The organism is Blastococcus sp. PRF04-17, assembly GCF_023016265.1.
Taxonomy (GTDB): Bacteria; Actinomycetota; Actinomycetes; order Mycobacteriales; family Geodermatophilaceae; genus Blastococcus_B.
Map to the genome: position 1 here is coordinate 3,941,113 of NZ_CP095412.1, position 18,883 is coordinate 3,959,995.

Consider the following 18,883-nt stretch of genomic DNA (forward strand, 5'->3'; position numbering starts at 1 on the left):
CGCAGGAGCCTGTTCCTGCTCACCTGCATGCTGGCCGGACTGCTGGGGGTGCACCCGTTCGGTTCGGCGAGTGCCGCGCTCCAGGGTGACGTCCAGATCTCCGGGCACGGGTACGGCCACGGCCGCGGCCTGAGCCAGTGGGGGGCCCGCGGGTACGCCGTCGACCACAACTGGACCTGGCAGCAGATCCTCGACCACTACTACGGCGGCACGGTCGCCGGCTCGGCCGGCAACCCGGTCATCGGCGTGGAGCTCCTGTCCCGGGCAGGCCAGGACATGGTCGTCACGGTGCCGTCGCTCACCGTCAACGGCTCCGCCGTCGGCGCCGCCGCCGTCCTCGTGCGGCGCACCGCGGACGCGCGGTTCAACGTCTACAGCGGGCCGGGCTGCGGAGGGCCCTGGACCACGTGGCGGGGCGGGCTCGCGTCCGGGGTGGTGGTGTCCACCGGTGCCTCGCCGGCCGACCCGGCCAATCACGTCCAGCTCTGCGAGGGCGGTCAGGTCCGCGGGTACCGCGGCAAGCTGGTCGCGGTCGACACCGGCTCGACGTCCGCCGTGGTCAACCACGTCTACCTGGAGGACTACCTCAAGGGCGTCCTCCCGAGCGAGATGCCCTCCAGCTGGGCCGACCTCGCCGGCGGGCGCGGCGCGAATGCGCTGCGGGCACAGGCGGTCGCGGCACGCAGCTACGCGATCGCGACCCCGCGGAACGCCTACGCGACGACCTGCGACACCACCGCGTGCCAGGTCTACAAGGGCGAGTACACCCGCCCGGTCTCGGGTTCCACGCGGACGTTCGTCGAGGACTCCCGGGCGAACGCGGCGATCGCCGCCACCGCCGGTCAGGTCAGGAAGAAGCCCAACGGCGCGGTCAGCCGGACGGAGTTCTCGGCCTCGTCGGGTGGCTGGACGACGCCCGGGGAGTTCCCCGCGGTCCAGGACCTGGGCGACGGCACGGCCGGCAACCCCAACACCAACTGGTCCGTGGCGGTGGACGCCGGGACGCTCGCGGCCCGGCTGGGCACCCCGGCGATCACCGGCATCTCGGTGACCGAGCGCAACGGTCTCGGGGTCGACGGCGGCCGGGTGCTCCGGGTCGTGGTCGACACGGCGAACGGCCCCTACTCTTTCACGGGCAACCAGTTCCGCAGCCGGGTGGGGCTGAAGAGCGACTGGTTCAAGCTGAACGTCCGCAGCTACACCGAGTCGGCGTCGTACACGAAGGCGCTGTACAACGACCTGCTGGGCCGGAGCGGAGCGCCGTCCGAGGTGGCGCCCTGGGCCGGTTCGGTCGCCGGCGGCACCGACCCCGGCGCGGTGGCGCGCTCGTTCCTCGGGTCCACCGAGAACCTGCGCAATCTGGTCAAGCAGACCTACGCGGGAGCGCTCAAGCGCACCCCGGACCCGCGCGGCTACGACTCGTGGGTGGCCTACCTCCGGACCGGGCGGACGCTCAACGAGCTGAACGCCGCCGTGTACAACTCGGCGGAGTCGCTGCAGGCCCTCGGCGGCGGTGACATGCTCCTGTGGGTCGACGGCATGTACCAGGGGCTGCTCGGCCGCACCGCCGGGGCCTCCGAGCGCCAGCACTGGGCGGACGTGGCGACGGCCCGCGGCCGCAACTACGTGGCATTCCACATCTCCGGCTCCGTCGAGGCGCGGCAGAAGCGTCTGGTCGGCTACTACTCCGACCTCCTGCAGCGGGGGGTCGACAGCACCGGCATGCAGACGTGGGTGCCCCAGATGATGGGGAACGGCGACGTCGACGTGCAGGTCTCGATCACCAGCAGCGTCGAGTACTGGAACAAGGCGCGCACCCGGTTCCCGTGATCGCCGGGGGCCGGCGGGACGGTGCGTCCCGCCGGCCCCCGGCCCGGGCTCAGCGGACGGGGGCGGCTGCGGCGGGCTCGATCCCGGTGACGGAGATGCCGGAGACACCCACCGGACCGACGGCCTGCCCGTTGCCGTCCACCTCCAGCCGGGCGGCCTGCGACAGCCGCGCGAACGCCGGCCCGCCCCACTCGGCCAGTGCCCCGTGTACGTGGTACTGCCCCTCGCCGAGCCGCAGGCCGGACAGGCGGACGTCGACCTCGCGGCGTCCCTGCAGCGGCTCGAGAGGAATGCCCAGCAACTGGGTGTTGGTGCCGAAGATGGGCTGGCCGGTCGGGGTGTCGATGCCGATGCCGAGGACCCAGTCCTCCAAGCGCTCGTCCGCCTCGACCGTCACGCGGAGGACCAGGTCCTCCTCCGGGACCGGGGTCAGCACCGGCCGGCCCTCGCCGTCGAGGACCTGCACGCCCAGGACGCGCGCGGAGGCCCCCGGCCGGTGGCCGCCATCTCCGTCGTGGCCTGCTCGTCGAAGTCGGCCCGGAGGACCTTGGTGGCCTCTCGGGCCGTCCCGTCGGCGAGCACGCGGCCGTTCTCCAGCACGACGGCCCGGTTGCAGATCTCGACGACCTGGTCGAGCGCGTGGGTCACCAGGACGATGGTCCGGCCCTCGTGCTGGAAGCGCTTGATGCGGTCCAGGCACTTGCGCTGGAACGGCTCGTCGCCCACCGCCAGCACCTCGTCGACCAGGAGGATGTCCGGGTCCACGTGCACCGCGACGGCGAACGCCAGCCGGACGTACATGCCCGACGAGTAGAACTTCACCTGGGTGTCGATGAACTTCTCGATGCCGGAGAAGTCGACGATGGCGTCGAAGTGCCGATCGGTCTGCTGGCGGGTCAGCCCCAGGATCGCCGCGTTCAGGTAGACGTTGTCCCGTCCGGTGAGGTCCGGGTGGAAGCCGGCCCCGAGCTCGAGCAGGGCGGCCAGGCGACCGCGCCGGAGAACCGTGCCGGAGGTGGGCTGGATGATGCCGCCGATGGCCTTGAGCAGGGTGCTCTTCCCCGAGCCGTTGGGTCCGATGAGGCCGACCGTCGTGCCGGCGTCGATCGTGAGGTCGACGTCGCGCAGGGCCCAGAAGTCCTCGCGGTGCCGGCGCGACATCGCCGCGTTGACGATCCGCTCCTTGATGGACTTGTCCTTGCGGATGACGAACCGCTTGCTCAGCCCTTCGACCTGGATGACGGCCGGGGTGTCAGACATGCTCACAGCTCCTGTGCGAAATTGCCCTCGAGCCGGTTGAACAGCCGCTGGCTCAACCAGAGCAGGACGGTGCCGATGGCGAGGGCGACGAGCAGCCGGGTGGCCAGGCCGTCGGGTACGGGCTCATCGGTACCGGCGACCCACAGCGCGCGCTGCATGCCGAGTACCGCCAGGGTGACGGGGTTGTTCAGGTACAGGTCCGCCGCCCAGCTGCCACCGATGGCGTCCTGGACCAACCGCCACGAGTAGACGATCGGGGAGGCCCAGAAGAGGATCGTGAGGACGATCTCCACGAGGTACTGGACGTCGCGCAGGTAGACGTTCACCGCCGCGAGAGCCAGTCCGATGGCCGTGCCGAAGGTCAGGACGACCGCCAGGGACAGGGGGAGGTACCACAGCCGGCTCCCGGTGGGGACGCGATCGGTGATGATCACCGCGGCCGCCAGGATCACCATCTGCGTGCCGAAGTTGAACAGCCCCGACCCCACCGTGCTCAAGGGGAAGACCTCGCGCGGGAGGTAGACCTTCCGCACCAGTCCCGCGTTGCCGACGATCGACCCGGTGCTGGAGCTGACGATCTCCTGGAACAGCTGCCAGACGATCAGACCGGTGAAGATGTAGATCGCGAAGTCGGGGATCGCGCGCTCGGCGCCGAGGAACTTGCCGATCGCCACGTAGTAGACGATCAGGATCGACAGCGGTCGCAGCAGGCTCCAGAGGAAGCCCAGGGAGCTGTCCTTGTACCGGGCCTTGAGCTCCCGTCGGACCAGGAGGGCCAGGAGCTCGCGCCGTCCGAAGATCTCCCGGATCGAGCGGATCGTGCCCGTGACGAAGCCGCCGCTGGGCGCGCTGGCCTGCCAGGGCTCCTCGCGGAGCCGGGCGCTGCGCGCCACGGCCTCAGGGTTTCTCATCGCTCCTCGTAGCTTCCCATCCGTGGCGTGAGCCGGCGTCAACCCGCCAGGGCATCCCACACGTCGTGTGCATACTGCTCCCACGTCCTCCGCGGGCGGGCGCGCGCCGCCGTGGCCAGCCGCCGGTGCGCCTCGTCGTCGGTGAGGACGGTGCGCAGGCCGGCAGCGATGCTCGAGTCGTCGCGCGGATCGACCAGGAGCGCTCCACCATCTGCCGCGATCTCCGCCATCGAGCCGAAGTTCGACGTGACGGCGGGGGTGCCGCAGGACAAGGCTTCGGCGACGGGGAGCCCGAAACCCTCGTTCAGGGACGGGAACACCATACATCTGGCCAGCCGGTAGGCCGCCCACAACGTGCTGTCCGACATCGTGGTGACCGTCTCCACGGGGCGCCCGCGGGCCTGCGCCACGGCGAGTTCCCTGGTGAAGCGCTCGTCGTTCCAGGACCGGCCGCCCACCAGGACGAGGTTGAAGCGCAGTCCCTCGCGCCACAGCAGTTCCGCGGCGTGCAGCAGGGCCAGGTGGTTCTTGCGCGGCTCGTGCGTGCCGACGCAGAGCACCATCGGCATGCCGGGGACCAGCAGCCGGGCACGGGCGTCGTCCAGCTCGTCCGGGGTGCTGCCGGGCACCTCGCCGGGCAACGGCTCGACGGAGATCTCGGGCCCCCCGGCGCCGACGGAGGACAGCATCGTGCGCCACCCGCGGTACTCGGCCGCGGCCGCGGAGGAGATGGTCGACACCCGGTCCATGTGACGGACGGCGGCGAGGTTGGTCGCGAACGCCTCGCTCACGCCCATCGCCGTCGTCTCCCCGGTGGTCATGGGCACGCAGTCGAAGCCGATCACGCCGGTCCGGCACCTCGCGAACTGGGCGAGGGCGGCGATCCGCTCGTTGCGCGGGCGTTCCAGCGACAGCTCCGGCAGCAGGTACGTGGACTCCCACGGGACGACGACGACGTCCCGCTCGCCTGCCGGGCCAGGGGCGCCGTCGCCGGTCAGCGCCCTGGCGCACTCCGGCGGGGTCAGCAGCCGGAGGTGCCGGTACCCGCTGTCCCAGCCGACCAGCCGCAGCTCGTGCCCGGCGGCCCAGCGCCGGACCGTCTCGCGCGCCACCCGCTGGATGCCGGTCGCCAGACCGGCCCGCGCGGTGTGGTCCACGTCGACGAGCACGGCGCCGCGCAGCACGCGCACCTCCGGGCGGTGCCGGAATCCACCCAGCCAGGACGTCACCAACGGTGCGGTCCGCGAGCCGAACGCGGCACCCGGTCCGTCGAGCCGGATGGCGCGAACGGTACGGCGGACCTCCGGCGCGGTCGCCAACCGGGCCTCGAGCACCGACAGGGCCAGCCACACGGCCGAGGCGTCCGCCGGTGCGAGGAGCCGCTCGAAGCGCGGGACGAGTTCGCCGCGGTCCCCGGGCGCCGGCTCCCCGGACAGCGTCGACACGATCGACGCGATCCGGTCGAGCAGCGCCGTCCGCTCGGCGGGGGAGACGGCGCGCAGCCGCGCGGACAGCGAGTGCGGCATGCCCACCTGCGCGGCGGTGCCGGTGCTCATCGCGGCCCCTGCCCGGTGTCCTGCCCGACCACCAGGGCCGCCCACAGCTCGCGGGCGTAGTCGTCCCAGGTCCGCGGGCAGCGCCGCAGCGCCTGCTCCCGCAGGGTCGACACCAACTGGTCGTCGGTGAGCAGCCGGCGCATCTGCTCGGCGATCGCCAGGTCGTCGGTCGGGTCCACGGTCACCGCCCCGCCGCCGGCTGCGATCTCGCGAGTGCTGCCGGTGTCGCTGGTCAGGCACGGTGTGCCGCAGGCCAGTGACTCCGCGACCGGGAGGCCGAAACCCTCGTGCAGCGAGACGAACACCGAGAAGCGGGCGGCGCGGACGGTTCCCCAGAGCTGTTCGTCGCTGACCGCGGTCCGCCGCCGGACCGGGCGCCCCGCGGCGACCAGCCGCCCCAGCATCGCGTCGAACTCGGTCGGCAGGCCGCTGCCGCCGATGAACTCCAGGCGGAAGTCCAGCCCCGCCCGCCAGAGGTGCTCGGCGGCGTGCAGCACCGCGAGCTGGTTCTTCCGGGGTTCGAAGCTGCCGATGCAGACGACCAGCGGCGCGCCGGTACCGGCGACCGGCTCGCCCGGTGGCATCTCCACGGGGAGGACGCACTCCACGACCGAGGGCCCGCGCAGCCCCTGCGCGACCAGCATGTCGACGAACCCCGCGAACTCGCGGGTCGCCGCCGCGCTGATGCCCGCGACGCGGTGCGCGTGCTTGACCGCCTCCAGGTAGCGCATGAAGCGGTCGGGCAGGCCCGGCGGGATCAGGTCGGGGCTGATCGCGGGAATGCAGTCGTAGCCGATGAGGCCCGTCCGGCTGCCGGAGTACAGGGACATGGCCGCCACTGCCGGGCAGTGCTCCGGCGGGGGGTTCTCCGGGAAGAGCACGGTGCAGTGCCAGGGGACGAGCAGGCGGTGCGGCGGCCGGCCGGTGCCCGCGGCCCCGGCGGCGGCCCGGGCGCCGTGCCAGCGCAGGATGCGGTCGGTCTCGGCGGGCCCCAGGGAACGCATGGCGCCTCCCGCCTCGGTCCAGGCCGCGAGCACGAGCTCGTGCTCGCGGTGCCAGCGGGGCACCGTCTCCCGGACCACGCGCTGGATCCCGGTGTGCAGGTCGTGGCGGGCCGTGAAGTCGACGTCGACGACCACGGCCGACGCCACGACGTCCATCTCCAGGTCGGGGCTGCCGGCGTCGCCCGCCGCGACGTAGGAGGCCTCCAGCAGCCAGGTCGCGAGGTCCGCGGGACCCCCCAGGTCCCGCGCACGCATCCCGGCCCTGATGTCCTCGGGTTCGGGCAGGGCGCCGGACATGGCCGTCATCAGCAGCCACAGCGAGTCCGTCCCCGGGTCCCCGTGGACGTGCTCGACCAGACGCCCGTACAGCTGGGAGACCGCGAGGGTCGTCTCCGGTGCGACCCGGGTGTCGAGTCCGAGCGCGGCCGCGGTGACGCCGAGGCGCTGGCGGAGAGCGGACAGGCGGTCCGGGCTCCGGGGAGGAGCGGCCACGTCGGTGGCGGCGGTCATCGCCGCCCTCGGAGCCGGCGCAGCTGGAATGCCCGCAGCGGTGCGGTGATCCGCCAGGACACGGTGGCCCGCATCGCGGCCAGCTCCTCCTTCAGGCGCACGATCTCGTGGCTGCCCCTGCCCGTGGGCCCGGCGGACGGGTCCGCGGATCCGGCGGCGTCGGCCCACCGTGCCAGCACGGCCCCGCGCCAGCGGTCCCGTTCGGCGAGGAGGGCGTCGCGCTCGGCTCGGAGCTCGGCCAGTTCTGCGCGGGCGGCGGTGAGCTCCTCCTCCAGGTCCGGCCGACGCCGGGGGACGTCGTCGGCGCTTCGTGCAGAGGAGGTGAACGGACCGTCATGCACCGAGAGATCCTACGTCGGGCCCTTGTCGCCCCGTCGCCGCTCCGCGGCCTGGCGATAGGCCTCCAGGTGCGTGGCCGCGCTCCTCGCCCAGGTGAAGCCGGCGGCGTGCGCGCGCCGCGCCGCGTCCCCGCCGGTCATCCGGTCCAGGCCGGTGAGCGCCTCGGCCCAGGCGTCGGTGTCGTCCGGGGGCAGGAGGATCGCATGGCCCTGGGCGATCTCGCGGTGCGCGGGGATGTCGCTGGCCAGGACCGGCCGCCCGGCGGCCATCGCCTCGAGCACCGGCAGTCCGAAGCCCTCGTAGCGCGAGGGCATGCACACGGCCGTCGCGCGGGCGACGACGCGCTGCAGGTCGTCCCCGGGCAGGTAGCCCGCCAGGACCGCGTCCCGCGCATCCGGCGCGGCGCCCTGCCAACGGTCCCCCCATCCGGCGGGTCCGACGAGGACGAGCGGCGGTACCCGGGGGTCCTGCCGCCGGGCGGCGGTGTGGGCCCTCAGCAGCGTGCCGAGGTTCTTGCGCGGCTCCATGTTGCCCACGAACACGACGTACCGCGGCGGGATCCCGAGCCGCCGCAGGTCCTCGTCGGACGCGGGCTGCGCCCGGGCCCAGCTCGGGTCGACCCCGTTGGGAGCCACGAACACCCGTGGGGTGAGCCAGGCGTACTCCGCGCGGATCTCGTCGGCCATCGCCTCGCTCACGGTGACGACGGCCCGGGCGCGGCGCAGCGCCCGGGGCACGAGGTCGCGGTAGTGGGCGACGTCACCGGTCACCGTGCCGGGGTAGCGCAGGAACGCCAGGTCGTGGACGGTGACCACCCCACCGGCCCGGGCGGCGGGTGGCAGCACGAAGTTCGTGCCGTGGAAGACGTCCACCGGCCCCGAGAGGATCTCGACCGGCGGGAACGCCGTGCGCGCCCAGAGCGGACGCAGGAGCCGTGCCGGGAAGCGCCCCGGCGCGCGGCGTGCGCCACGGGGGAGATCGGCGGGCAGCTGCCCGCGGACGCTGAACAGGGTGAGTCGCGGACGGAGCTCGGGGGAGATCTCGGCCAGGCCGTGCACCAACCCGGTCACGTAGCGGCCGACGCCGCTGCGCTGGCCGAGCAGCGGAGTGGCGTCGAGGGCCAGCCTCACGCCGGGGCCCCCGGCACCGTGGCGATAACGGTGGTGGCGGGCATCGTCGCACTCCAATCCCGCCGTCTCGCGGCGATCGTCCCGGCGGTCAGTCGGCGACCAGGAAGTCCCAGACCTCGTCGGCGTACATGTCCCAGGTCCGTGGCGGACGGGCCAGTGCCGCCCGGTGCAGCCGGGCGTGCAGGACGTCGTCGGTGAGGAGCTGCCGCATGGCGGCGGCCAGCGCGTGGTCGTCGTGCGGATCGACCGTCATCGCCCCGCCGTCGGCGGCGATCTCCAGCATGCTGCCGAACTGCGACGTGATGGCCGGGGTGCCGGCCGCCAGCGATTCGGCGACAGGGAGGCCGAAGCCCTCGTTGAGGGACGGGAACACGGTGCACCGGGCCAGCCGGTAGGCCGCCCACAGCTGGTTGTCGGACAGTGCGCTCTGGGTGTCCACGGCGCGGCCCGCACGCTGCAGCTCCGACAGCCGCCGGGAGAAGGAGTCGCTCCCCCAGGAGTTGCCGCCGACGAAGCTGAGACTGAATCGGACACCCTCGCGCCACAGCAGCTCGGCGGCGTGCAGCACGGCGAGGTGGTTCTTGCGCGGCTCGTGGCTGCCCACGACGAGCACCAGCGGCAACGTGCCCACCACGAAACGTGCCCGGGCCGCGGTGAGGTCCGCCTCGGACGGCTCCTCCCCCTCGACCGGCAGGGGCACCGACGCGATGGCCGGTCCGCTCATCCCGATCGCGGACAGCATGGCGCGCCAGCCGGCGTACTCGGTGGCGGCGGCCTGCGAGATCGTCGCGATCCGGTCGAAGGAGCGGACGGCGGCCAGGTTCCCCGCGAAGACACCGGCGAAGCCGAGCTGCGTGGTCTCGGCGGAGGTGAGCGGGACGCAGTCGAACCCGATGACCCCGGTGCGGTTGGGGCTCAGCGCCGCGAGCGCCAGGAGGCGTGCGCTGCGCTCGCTCTCGGCGGCCAGCTCGGCCACGACGTAGGTGGAGCGCCACGGCACGACGACGGTGGTCTCGCCCGGATCCTCCGCGGAGCCGGGTGCGGAACTCCCGAAGCGGGCCCGCTCGGTGGTGGTCAGCTCGCGCACCGACTCGTACCCGTCGGACCAGGACACCGGGGTGCACCGGCGGGTGGCCAGCCACCTGCGGGCCGTCTCGCGGGCGACGCGCTGGATGCCGGTCGCCAGTGGCGTGCGCGCGGTGTGGGCGACGTCGACGAGCACCTCGTCGACCGCGATCCGGACCTGCCGCCTGGCGCTGCGCTGGGTGGTCAGCGCGGCGACCGCCGCCCACAGGGACGCGCCGTCGTCGAACTCGGCGGCGCGGCTGACCTCGACGACGGTGGCGTGCTCGGGCAACCGGCCGGTCAGGGCCGCGAGGACCAGCCAGACGTGGCCACGGTCGCGGTGGTCGACGACGTCCCCGAGCGCCTCGGCGAGGGCCGCGGGACCGGGGACGCGGACGGCGGGGCCGGGGGCGGCCCCCAGCGCCGTGCGGACCTCCGGCACCCGGCGGGCCCAGGCCTCGGCGAGCGTGGAGGAGACCGTGCCGCTCCGCTGGAGCCGGCTGAGCAAGGAGGTCACCGGGCACCCTCTCCCTGGACGAGACAGGTCCAGAGCTCGTCGGCGTACTCCGGCCACGTCCGTGCCGGGCGGGAGGCGATCTCGGCGCGCAGCCGCTCGAGCTCCTCGGGTCGGGTCAGCAGTGTCCGGAGCGCGTCGGTGATCGCGTCGTCGTCCCGAGGGTCGACCGTCACGCAGCCACCGGCCTCGGCGATCTCGCGCTGACTGCCGAAGTCCGACGTCAGGACGGGGGTGCCGCAGGCGAGGGCCTCGGCGACCGGCAGGCCGTAGCCCTCGTGCAGCGACACGAAGGCGACCAGGTCGGCCGCGCGCAGGGCCGCGGTGAGTTCCGCGTCGCTGACCCGGCCCAGCTCGGTCAGCGGGCGTCCGTCGGCGTGCAGCCGGTCGGCCGCCGGGCGGAGGACGTCCTCGTTCCAGCCCCGCCCGCCGACCATGCGCACCTCGAAGTCCAGGCCCTCCCGCCAGAGGCGCTCGGCGGCGTGCAGGACGGCACGCTGGTTCTTGTGCGGCTCCCGGCTCCCGGTGCACAGGACCACCGGGCGGGTGCCGGTCCGCGGCGGCGCCGCGGTCGTGTCGGCGGGCGCTTCGGTCACCAGCGCCACCGTGGCCACCTCGGGCCCGGGCAGGCCCTGTGCCTTGACGGCGTCGGCGAAGCCGGAGAACTCCGCCGTCGCTGACGCGCTGATGCCGCCACCCGGTGGGCGTGCTTCACCACGGAGAGGTATTGGCCGAAGGCCACCGAGTCCGAGAACGGACGGGTGTCGGCGCTGGTGATCGGGATCATGTCGTAGCCGATGAGCGCGAGCGTGTTGCCGGAGAACCGGGCCAGCGCGGCCAGCTGTTCGTCGGCCCTGGTGTTGGGCACGTCGACGAGGACCACCGTGCTGCGCCAGGGCACGACCAGGCTGCCGGGCCCGCTGTCGGCCTCGCCCTCGGGCGACTCGGGCAGCGGGCTCCCGTAGTGGAAGATCCGCGCCTCCTCCTGGGCGGACAGGGCGCGGAACGCCGAGTACTGGTCGATCCAGGCGACGGCGGTCGCGCCGTGCCGGTCCCGCCACCGGGGGGTGACCTCGCGGACGACGCGGTGAATGCCGGTGTGGGTGTCGTTCCGGGCGGAGTGGTCGACGTCGACCAGCGTGCCGCCGGTGACGATCGTCATGGGCAGGTCCAGCCGGCCGCGGCCGGCGTCCCCGAGGACGTCGGCGAGCAACTGCGTCTGCGCGGCGTGGGAGGGCTGCAGCTCGAGCCGGCGGCCGAACTCCAGCAGCTGATCGGACGTGGGGAAGGCGCCGAACGCGGCGGTGAGGAGCAGCCACCGGGCGGCGGTGCGCTGCCGCCCCTGGCAGCTCTCCACGAGCGCGGGCAGCAGGTGCGCGGCGATCGCCCCAGGGTGGTCGGTGCGCGGGAGCTCCGGGAGGGGGTCGAGCAGCGCCGACGCCGCCTGCAGGAGCCGCTGGTCCAGAGCGGTGAGGGCGGTGTGGGGGGCCAGGAGCGAGGTGCTGCCGGGGCTCATGACGAACGGACTCGGCCCAGCACGGTGCGGACCCCGCGCAGCGGGCGGGTGATCCGCCAGGAGAGCGTGTTGCGGATCGCCTCGAGCTCCTCGGCCAGCCGCGCGCGCTCCTCGGCCGCGGCCATGCCGACCTGTCCGACCACATCGGCCCACTGGGTGAGGGCCACCGTCCGCCAGTGCGTGGTCTCCGTCAGCAGCCGGTCGACCTTCTGCAGGGCCAGGTCGTGGCCGTGGGTCAGGTAGCCGTCGTGCACGCAGGCGGGATAGCTCAGCGCCGCCTTGAGCTCCGACGCCCGCTCGGCGGCCACGTAGTAGCGGGACAGCCCGTCGAAGAGGCAGTACTCGTAACCCGCCTCGAGGACGCCGTCCTCCCACTCGCCGTGGGTCGACGCCGTCGAGTTCGGCTCGGTGGCCTCGATGACCAGCACCCACGGCCGCCACCGGCGCAGGTCGATGCTCTGCAGCACCTCCTGCTCGGCGCCCTCGACGTCGACCAGCAGGAAGTGGATGTCCTCGTCCTCCGACCACCCCTGATCGGCCAGGAGCGCGTCCAGCCGGACGGCCGGGACGCCGAGTTCCTCGGTGGCGATCCCCGAGGCGACGTGCTGGTCGCTGACCGCGTCCACGATGGTGGACAGCCCGGTCCCCGGGACGACGTGCAGGGTCACCTCGCCGACGTCCCGGTGGGTGACGGCCGCCTCGACCAGCGTGTCGCGGGGGCGCTGCTCGCGGTGGAGGTCGGCGAAGTAGGGCACCGGCTCGACCGTGAGACCGCGCCACCCCCGCTCGTAGAACGCGAAGGTGGCCGAGTCGTGGGTCGGATGGTTCGCGCCGACCTCCACGTAGCGGCCGGCGGGGATGTGGCCCAGTGCTCGGAAGAGCACCACGTCCTCGCGGTTCTGGGCGTAGGAGATGAAGGGCGGCACCGAGCGATCATACGTAGGGCCGCGGGTGGGGCCCGCGCCGTCGGAAGGGCCGCCGACGGCCGGGCGGAGCCCCGCGCCGGGGCTCGCTAGGCTGTCGGCGTTCCGGGACCCGAGGATTGAAGGACGTATGAAGCGCGCGCTGATCACCGGGATCACCGGTCAGGACGGCCTCTACCTGTCGGAGCTGCTGCTCTCCAAGGACTACGAGGTCTACGGGTTGATCCGTGGCCAGAACAACCCGAAGGCCGACCTGGTGCGGCGGGAGGTGCCGGGGGTGAAGCTCCTGACGGGGGACATCACCGACCTCTCGAGCCTGATCCGCGCGTTCGGCGTCGCCCAGCCGGACGAGGTCTACAACCTGGGTGCGATCTCGTTCGTGGCCTACTCGTGGGAGAACGCCCGGCTCACCTCGGACGTGACCGGTCTCGGCGTCCTCAACGTGCTGGAGGCCACGCGGCTCCACGCCGGCGAGGACCTGTCGAAGGTCCGCTTCTACCAGGCGTCGAGCTCGGAAATGTTCGGCAAGGTGCAGGACGTGCCGCAGCGCGAGACCACCTTGCTGTGGCCGCGCTCGCCCTACGGCGTGGCCAAGGTCTACGGCCACTACATGACCATCAACTACCGCGAGTCCTACGGGATGCACGCGTCGTCGGGGATCCTGTTCAACCACGAGTCGCCCCGGCGCGGCCCGGAGTTCGTCACGCGCAAGGTGACCCAGGCCGTCGCCCGGATCTCGCTGGGCCTGCAGGAGTCCGTGTCGCTGGGCAACCTCGACGCCAAGCGCGACTGGGGCTTCGCCGGCGACTACGTCGAGGCGATGTGGCGCATGCTGCAGCAGGACGAGGCCGACGACTACGTCGTGGCCACCGGCGAGACCCACTCGATCCGCGAGCTGCTCGACGTGGCGTTCCGCCACGTGGGCATCGACGACTGGGAGGGCAAGGTCCACCAGGACCCGCGCTTCTTCCGGCCGGCCGAGGTGGACCTGCTCATCGGTGACCCGACCAAGGCGCGGGAGCAGCTGGGGTGGACGCCGAAGGTCGGCTTCGAGGAGCTCGTCCGGATGATGGTGGAGTCCGACCTGGCGCAGGAGAAGGAGCGCGCGGGCAGGTGAGCCCCGTCCGCGCCCTCGTCACCGGGGCCACCGGGCAGGACGGCAGCTATCTGGTCGAGGACCTCCTCGCCGAGGGTGTCGAGGTCCACGCGCTGGTGCGCGACGGCGGCTCCCGGCCAGGGGAGAACGAGCTCCCCGAGCAGGTGCACCGGCACCACGGCGACCTGACCGACGGTTCGGCACTGGAGGCGCTGGTCGCCGACGTCGCGCCGGCCGAGATCTACAACCTGGGCGGCATCTCCTCCGTCGCGCAGTCGTGGCAGGAGCCGGCGCTGACCGCGCAGGTCAGCGGTCTGGCGGTCGGGCACCTGCTCGCCGCCGCCTTCGAGCTCCAGGAGCGGAGCGGGAGCCTCGTCCGGTTCGTCCAGGCCTCCAGCGCCGAGATCTTCGGCTTCGCCGAGCGCGTGCCCCAGGACGAGACGACACCGATCGCCCCCGTGACGCCCTACGGCGCCGCCAAGGCCTACGCCCACCACCTGGTCGGTGTCTGGCGGGCGCGCGGTCTGCACGCCTCGAGCTGCATCCTCTACAACCACGAGTCCCCGCGGCGGCCGGACACCTTCGTCACCCGCAAGATCACCGCGGGCGCGGCGCGGATCGCCCGCGGGCTGCAGGACGAACTGGCCCTGGGCAACCTCGATCCCCGTCGCGACTGGGGCTGGGCGCCCGACTACGTCCGGGCCATGCGGCTCGCCGCGCGGGCGCACGATCCGCACACGTACGTGATCGCGACCGGCGTCGCGCACAGCGTCCGCGACTTCGTGGCCGCCGCGTTCCTCGCGGCGGGCGTGCCCGACTGGGAGCGGCACGTCACGCTGGACCCCCGCTTCGCCCGGCCGTCGGACGCACCCGAGCAGGTCGGTGACGCCACCCGCGCCCGGTCGGTGCTGGACTGGGCTCCCACGGTGGGGTTCGAGGAGCTGGTCGAGGCGATGGTGCGCCACGACCTGGAGCTCCTGGACGCCGGCGGGGCGTGACCCGGGGCGTGTCCACGGACCGCCCTGAGGCGCCTGTGACGGGTGGGGCCGGGGTCCTCCGGACGTCGGCGTCCGAGGTACCGTCGGACCCCGTGACCGTCGTGACGACGCCTCCTCCGGCGCACCTCTCCGTGACCAGCGCCCCCACCTCCGCGGCCGGGCAGAACAGCCTGGACGTCACGGTGGTGCTGCCCTGCTACAACGAGCAGGACCACGTTCTGCAGGAGATCGAGCGGATCACCGTCGCCATGGACGCCAGCGGCTACAGCTACGAACTGCTGGTCATCGACGACAAGTCGACCGACAACACGCTCGCCGTCCTCGAGGCGGCGCTCCCGCGGTTCCCCCACATGCGGCTCATGCCCTTCCGCACCAACGGCGGCTCGGGCACGGCCCGGCGGATCGGCACCCGCGAGGCGTTCGGGAAGATCGTCGTCTGGACCGACGCCGACATGACCTACCCCAACGAGCGCATCCCGGAGTTCGTCAGGTATCTCGACGACAACCCGGGGGTGGACCAGGTCGTCGGCGCGCGCACGACCGAGGAGGGCACGCACAAGTTCCTCCGCGTGCCGGCGAAGTGGGTCATCCGCAAGTTCGCCGAGAAGCTGTCGGCGACCAAGATCCCCGACCTGAACTCCGGGCTGCGCGCCTTCCGGCGCGACGTCTCGCTGCCCTACCTCCGGCTGCTGCCCCCGGCTTCAGCTGTGTCACGACGATCACGATGTCGTTCCTGTCCAACCAGCACCCGGTCGACTACCTGCCGATCGACTACAGCAAGCGGGCGGGCACGTCGAAGTTCCACTTCGTCAAGGACGCCTACCGGTACATCCTGCAGGTCTTGCGCATGGTGATGTACTTCAACCCGATCAAGGTGCTCATGCCGATCGCGCTGACCCTGCTCGGCCTGTCGTTCGTCAAGGGCCTCGTCGACGTGATCCGCTACAACTTCGGCATCACGACCAACGCGGTGCTGCTCTTCATCAGCGGCCTGCTGATCTTCACCCTCGCCCTGCTGGCGGACCTGATCGTCCGCTCGCGGGGTGAGACCTGATCACCGGCCGACGCACGCGTGCCCGCCGGCCGCCGGAGCAGGATCAGGGACGAGGGAGACGACCGATGAGCACGGCACCCGCACTGCAGGACAGGATCGGCCGACTGGTCGCGCGCCGGCTGCTCGGGACGCGTGCCTGGACCGACGCCGCCGCCAGGGAGCTGGCGCGCAGCAGCGCCGGACTCCGCGTCCTGGAGATCGGCAGCGGGCGGCAGGACCTCGGCGAGGACGCCTACTCGCTGCGCGGTGCCTTCCCCGAAGCGGCCGAGTTCGTGCAGACCGATGTCAACCCCGACTTCGGGCACATGGTCCTCGACATCACCGACATGGCGCTGGACCAGGAGTTCGACGTCATCCTCTGCATGAACGTGCTGGAGCACATCTACGAGTTCCGGCGCGCCGTCGACAACCTGCGCAAGGCGCTGCGGCCCGGTGGCCGGCTGCTCATCGCCACGCCGTTCCTCTACCCGTACCACGACGAGCCGATCGACTTCTGGCGATTCACCGAGCACTCGATGCGCGAGCTCTGCCGCGACTTCTCGCACGTGGAGATCCGTCACAAGGGCATGCGCAGGTTCCCCAAGGGGCTGCTGGCCATCGCCACGAGGTGATGGGCGGCTCGCACGGTGGTCCGGCGGAGCCGCCGGACGGCCGGGAGGGCGCGACCTCCGACGAGCCCGCTGCCGCACGTGCCCGCCGCACGGGGTGGCGGCGCCTGCTCCGGCACGCCTTCGTCGCGGCCGTCGTCGTGGCCCTCGTCCTGGTGCTGTGGGGGCAGCGGGAGACGGTGGCCGAGTCGCTGGGGTCCATGTCGCCGGCGACCCTCGCGACGAGCCTGCTGTTCGCCATGGTCGCGGCCGCGCTGCCCGGCCTGGTCTGGCGCGACCTGCTGACCAGCCAGGGTTATCCGACGCCCCGGATCACCGGTCTGCGCGCCTTCTTCGTGGCCCAGCTGGGCAAGTACCTGCCCGGCGGCATCTGGAACCTCGTGGCACAGGTGGCGATGGCGCGCGACCTGCGCATCCCGGGTCGGCAGGGTGCGACCGCGACGTTCCTCGTCCTGGCGTTGAGCGTCATCACCAGCCTGCTGGTCGCGGCGCTCACCCTGGCTTTCGCCGTCCCGGAGCTGCTGGCCGAGTACTGGTGGGCCTTCGCGGTCGTGCCGGTCCTGTTCGTGCTGCTCCTGCCGCCCAGCGTGACCTGGTGGAGCGGCACGGCCTTCCGGCTGCTGCGGCGACCCGGCCGCCCGATCGTGCTGTCCGCGGGCGACCTGCTGCGGGCGGCGCTGCTGCTCTGCCTCTCCTGGACCACTCTCGGCGTGCACTTCGGCTTCCTGGTCCGCGAGCTCGGGCCGGACACCTCCGCCGTGTGGCTGCTGAGCGTCGGCGTGTACGCGCTGGCCTGGGTGGCCGGCCTGCTGGTCGTCTTCGCGCCCGCGGGCGCCGGCGTCCGGGAGGCGGTGCTCGTGCTCGGCTTCGCCGCCTTCCTCCCGGCCGGCCCGCTGCTCGCCGTCGCCGTCCTGTCCCGCGTCCTCCTCGTGCTGGCCGACGTCCTGCTGGCCGCGGGTCTCGTGGCGGCGGCATGGTTCCCGCTGGGCCGCCGGCGCACGGGGCCGGCTCCCGATCCGCGCTGAGGCCCCGCGAGCTGAGGCCCCGCGAGTTGAGGCCCCCACGAACTGAGGCCCCGAGGAGCCGAGGGCTCAGGCGTCGAGGCGGTCGAAGATCGCCGCGTACCGCTGCGTGACCGTCTGCCACGAGAACCGCTGCTCCACGGTGGCCCGGCCGCGCTCACCCATCTCCCGCAGCAGCGACCGGTCCTCCTGCAGGGCGCGCAGCCGCTCGCAGATCTGCCCGGGGGACCGCTGGTCGACGAGAAACCCCGTCCGGCCGTCGTCCACCACGTCGGGGATGCCGCCGGTCCGCGTCGAGATCACCGGGAGCCCGCTCGCCAGGGCCTCGACGAAGACCAGGCCGACCGCCTCCTGCCAGCCGTGGCTCCCGACGATCGACGGCCCGACGAAGACGTCGGCGGTGTTGTAGTAGTCCGCGAGGTCGTCGTGGGCGACCCAGCCGACGAACACCACCCGCTCGTCGAGGCCCAGCTCGCGCACGCGACGCCGCAGCGCCGGCTCCTGGTCGCCGCTGCCGACGACCAGGGCCCTGAAGCCGGCGCCGGACCGCTCGAGCAGGTGGAGGGCCTCGACCAGGTCCATCAGCCCCTTGTCCTCGGTCAGCCGGCCGACGAACAGGACGGTGAAGTCGCCGAGGCCGTGCCGCCGGACCAGCTCCGCGGAGCGCGGCGCGGCACGGAACCTGTCGACGTCGATGCCCATGGGGATGACCTCGTAGGCCCGGCCGTCGTGGAGCGACCTGCACGCGGAGGCGGTGAAGGCGCTGTTGGCGACGACCACGTCCGCCCGCTCCAGGATGAAGCGCTTGACCTTCCGCAGCACACGGCCGTTGAGGCTCAGCACGTCACCGCCGTGGATCGTGATCACGACCCGGGCTCCGGCAATCCGCTTCGCCACGGTGGCCACCAGGCCCTGCGGGATGAGCCAGTGGACGTTGATGATCCGCGGGCGGGCGCTGACCACCGCGGCCAGCGAGGACAGGAGGAACAGGGCCAGCTTCAGGGCGTAGAGCGGGGTCTTCCGGACCCGGGCCACCGCGTTGCCGCCGTAGGCGACGTCCTCCTGCGCGTACGGCAGGAAGTAGCGGAAGCGCCGGACGGCGAGGCGCTCCGCCAGCTGCTCGGTCACCGCCGCCCCGCGGTGGTGCGGAGCCAGGACCAGGACCTCGCGTCCCGAGTCGGCGACGTGCTCGGCGAACTGGCGGACGAAGGGGGTCGTGTTGTCGCCGGGCCAGCGCGGAAAGCTGGAGGTGAGCACCACGAGCCGGTTCACCTGGCTGGCACGCTCCTTCGTCGGCGGTCGTTCGGGGCTGCGCGATGAGCCTAACGGTGCTCGGGCGCCCGCCCGCCGCGGTGCGGGCGTTGCGGTGGGGGCGCGCGGGAGAGGGGGGGCACCCGGGGGTGGCCGGGGCCGATGAGGCGATCGGTGTCTCGTGGGGCACGCCGGTTCCCGCCGCGGCCGTCACGGTCCGCGGGGTCCGACGAGCCGGCGTCCGCGTCGTCGTGCCCCACCCGGCGCGGTCAGCAGGACTTATCCCACCGCTCCCG

General features: G+C 72.9%; 19 protein-coding genes. 7 read left to right on the forward strand and 12 right to left on the reverse strand.

Annotated features, from left to right (window positions below; all coding sequences use genetic code 11):
• Positions 1–27: 27 nt before the first annotated feature.
• A complete protein-coding gene (locus MVA48_RS20030; protein ID WP_246982840.1) occupies positions 28–1,830 on the forward strand; it encodes a SpoIID/LytB domain-containing protein in 1,803 nt (600 codons plus the stop codon).
• A 49-nt stretch (positions 1,831–1,879) separates the two neighbouring features.
• Here MVA48_RS20030 and MVA48_RS20035 read toward each other — a convergent pair whose 3' ends face one another.
• From MVA48_RS20035 to MVA48_RS20085, 11 genes are all read right to left on the reverse strand, one after another.
• Positions 1,880–2,296, reverse strand: coding sequence for a Wzt carbohydrate-binding domain-containing protein (locus MVA48_RS20035; protein ID WP_246982842.1), 417 nt, complete (start codon positions 2,294–2,296; stop codon positions 1,880–1,882).
• Positions 2,260–3,090: an ABC transporter ATP-binding protein gene (locus MVA48_RS20040; RefSeq protein ID WP_246982844.1), complete on the reverse strand. Its 831-nt coding sequence runs from the start codon at positions 3,088–3,090 to the stop codon at positions 2,260–2,262. Before MVA48_RS20040 ends, MVA48_RS20035 begins: the two co-directional genes overlap by 37 nt.
• A 2-nt stretch (positions 3,091–3,092) precedes the next feature.
• Positions 3,093–4,001, reverse strand: coding sequence for an ABC transporter permease (locus tag MVA48_RS20045; RefSeq protein ID WP_246982846.1), 909 nt, complete (start codon positions 3,999–4,001; stop codon positions 3,093–3,095).
• A gap of 38 nt (positions 4,002–4,039) precedes the next feature.
• Entirely contained in the window at positions 4,040–5,557 is a 1,518-nt protein-coding gene (locus tag MVA48_RS20050; protein ID WP_246982848.1) for a glycosyltransferase, read from the reverse strand.
• A complete protein-coding gene (locus MVA48_RS20055) occupies positions 5,554–7,071 on the reverse strand; it encodes a glycosyltransferase family 4 protein (RefSeq protein WP_246982850.1) in 1,518 nt (505 codons plus the stop codon). Before MVA48_RS20055 ends, MVA48_RS20050 begins: the two co-directional genes overlap by 4 nt.
• Positions 7,068–7,412 carry a hypothetical protein gene (locus MVA48_RS20060; RefSeq protein ID WP_246982852.1) on the reverse strand — a complete coding sequence of 115 codons (345 nt, stop codon included), beginning with the start codon at positions 7,410–7,412 and terminating at the stop codon, positions 7,068–7,070. The genes MVA48_RS20055 and MVA48_RS20060 overlap by 4 nt, the downstream gene beginning before the upstream one ends.
• Positions 7,413–7,421: 9 nt before the next feature.
• Positions 7,422–8,540, reverse strand: a complete 1,119-nt coding sequence (locus MVA48_RS20065) for a glycosyltransferase family 4 protein (protein ID WP_246982854.1) — start codon at positions 8,538–8,540, stop codon at positions 7,422–7,424.
• Positions 8,541–8,628: 88 nt separating this feature from the next.
• The gene (locus MVA48_RS20070; protein WP_246982856.1) at positions 8,629–10,122 is read right to left on the reverse strand and encodes a glycosyltransferase family 4 protein; all 1,494 of its coding nucleotides are present in this window, start codon (positions 10,120–10,122) and stop codon (positions 8,629–8,631) included.
• Positions 10,119–10,715: a glycosyltransferase gene (locus tag MVA48_RS20075; RefSeq protein ID WP_246982858.1), complete on the reverse strand. Its 597-nt coding sequence runs from the start codon at positions 10,713–10,715 to the stop codon at positions 10,119–10,121. Before MVA48_RS20075 ends, MVA48_RS20070 begins: the two co-directional genes overlap by 4 nt.
• A complete protein-coding gene (locus tag MVA48_RS20080; protein WP_246982860.1) occupies positions 10,712–11,635 on the reverse strand; it encodes a hypothetical protein in 924 nt (307 codons plus the stop codon). Before MVA48_RS20080 ends, MVA48_RS20075 begins: the two co-directional genes overlap by 4 nt.
• Entirely contained in the window at positions 11,632–12,561 is a 930-nt protein-coding gene (locus MVA48_RS20085) for an FkbM family methyltransferase (RefSeq protein ID WP_246982862.1), read from the reverse strand. The genes MVA48_RS20080 and MVA48_RS20085 overlap by 4 nt, the downstream gene beginning before the upstream one ends.
• A gap of 127 nt (positions 12,562–12,688) precedes the next feature.
• On the opposite strand from MVA48_RS20085, the gene gmd reads away from it, so the two are divergent.
• The 6 genes from gmd to MVA48_RS20115 all read left to right on the forward strand — a co-directional run bounded on the left by gmd (position 12,689) and on the right by MVA48_RS20115 (position 17,339).
• Positions 12,689–13,675, forward strand: coding sequence for a GDP-mannose 4,6-dehydratase (gmd, locus tag MVA48_RS20090; protein ID WP_246982863.1), 987 nt, complete (start codon positions 12,689–12,691; stop codon positions 13,673–13,675).
• A complete protein-coding gene (locus tag MVA48_RS20095) occupies positions 13,672–14,652 on the forward strand; it encodes a GDP-mannose 4,6-dehydratase (protein WP_246982864.1) in 981 nt (326 codons plus the stop codon). The genes gmd and MVA48_RS20095 overlap by 4 nt, the downstream gene beginning before the upstream one ends.
• Positions 14,653–14,744: 92 nt before the next feature.
• Positions 14,745–15,506 (forward strand): glycosyltransferase family 2 protein, encoded by a 762-nt coding sequence (locus MVA48_RS20100; protein ID WP_246982865.1) that lies wholly within the window; start codon positions 14,745–14,747, stop codon positions 15,504–15,506.
• A complete protein-coding gene (locus MVA48_RS20105) occupies positions 15,500–15,706 on the forward strand; it encodes a hypothetical protein (protein WP_246982867.1) in 207 nt (68 codons plus the stop codon). Before MVA48_RS20100 ends, MVA48_RS20105 begins: the two co-directional genes overlap by 7 nt.
• A 65-nt stretch (positions 15,707–15,771) precedes the next feature.
• A complete protein-coding gene (locus MVA48_RS20110; RefSeq protein WP_246982869.1) occupies positions 15,772–16,317 on the forward strand; it encodes a class I SAM-dependent methyltransferase in 546 nt (181 codons plus the stop codon).
• Positions 16,317–17,339, forward strand: a complete 1,023-nt coding sequence (locus MVA48_RS20115; protein ID WP_246982871.1) for a lysylphosphatidylglycerol synthase transmembrane domain-containing protein — start codon at positions 16,317–16,319, stop codon at positions 17,337–17,339. Before MVA48_RS20110 ends, MVA48_RS20115 begins: the two co-directional genes overlap by 1 nt.
• Before the next feature lie 66 nt (positions 17,340–17,405).
• Here the strand turns inward: MVA48_RS20115 and MVA48_RS20120 are convergent, their stop codons facing one another.
• Positions 17,406–18,608: a glycosyltransferase gene (locus tag MVA48_RS20120; protein WP_246982876.1), complete on the reverse strand. Its 1,203-nt coding sequence runs from the start codon at positions 18,606–18,608 to the stop codon at positions 17,406–17,408.
• Between the last annotated feature and the right edge of the window lie 275 nt (positions 18,609–18,883).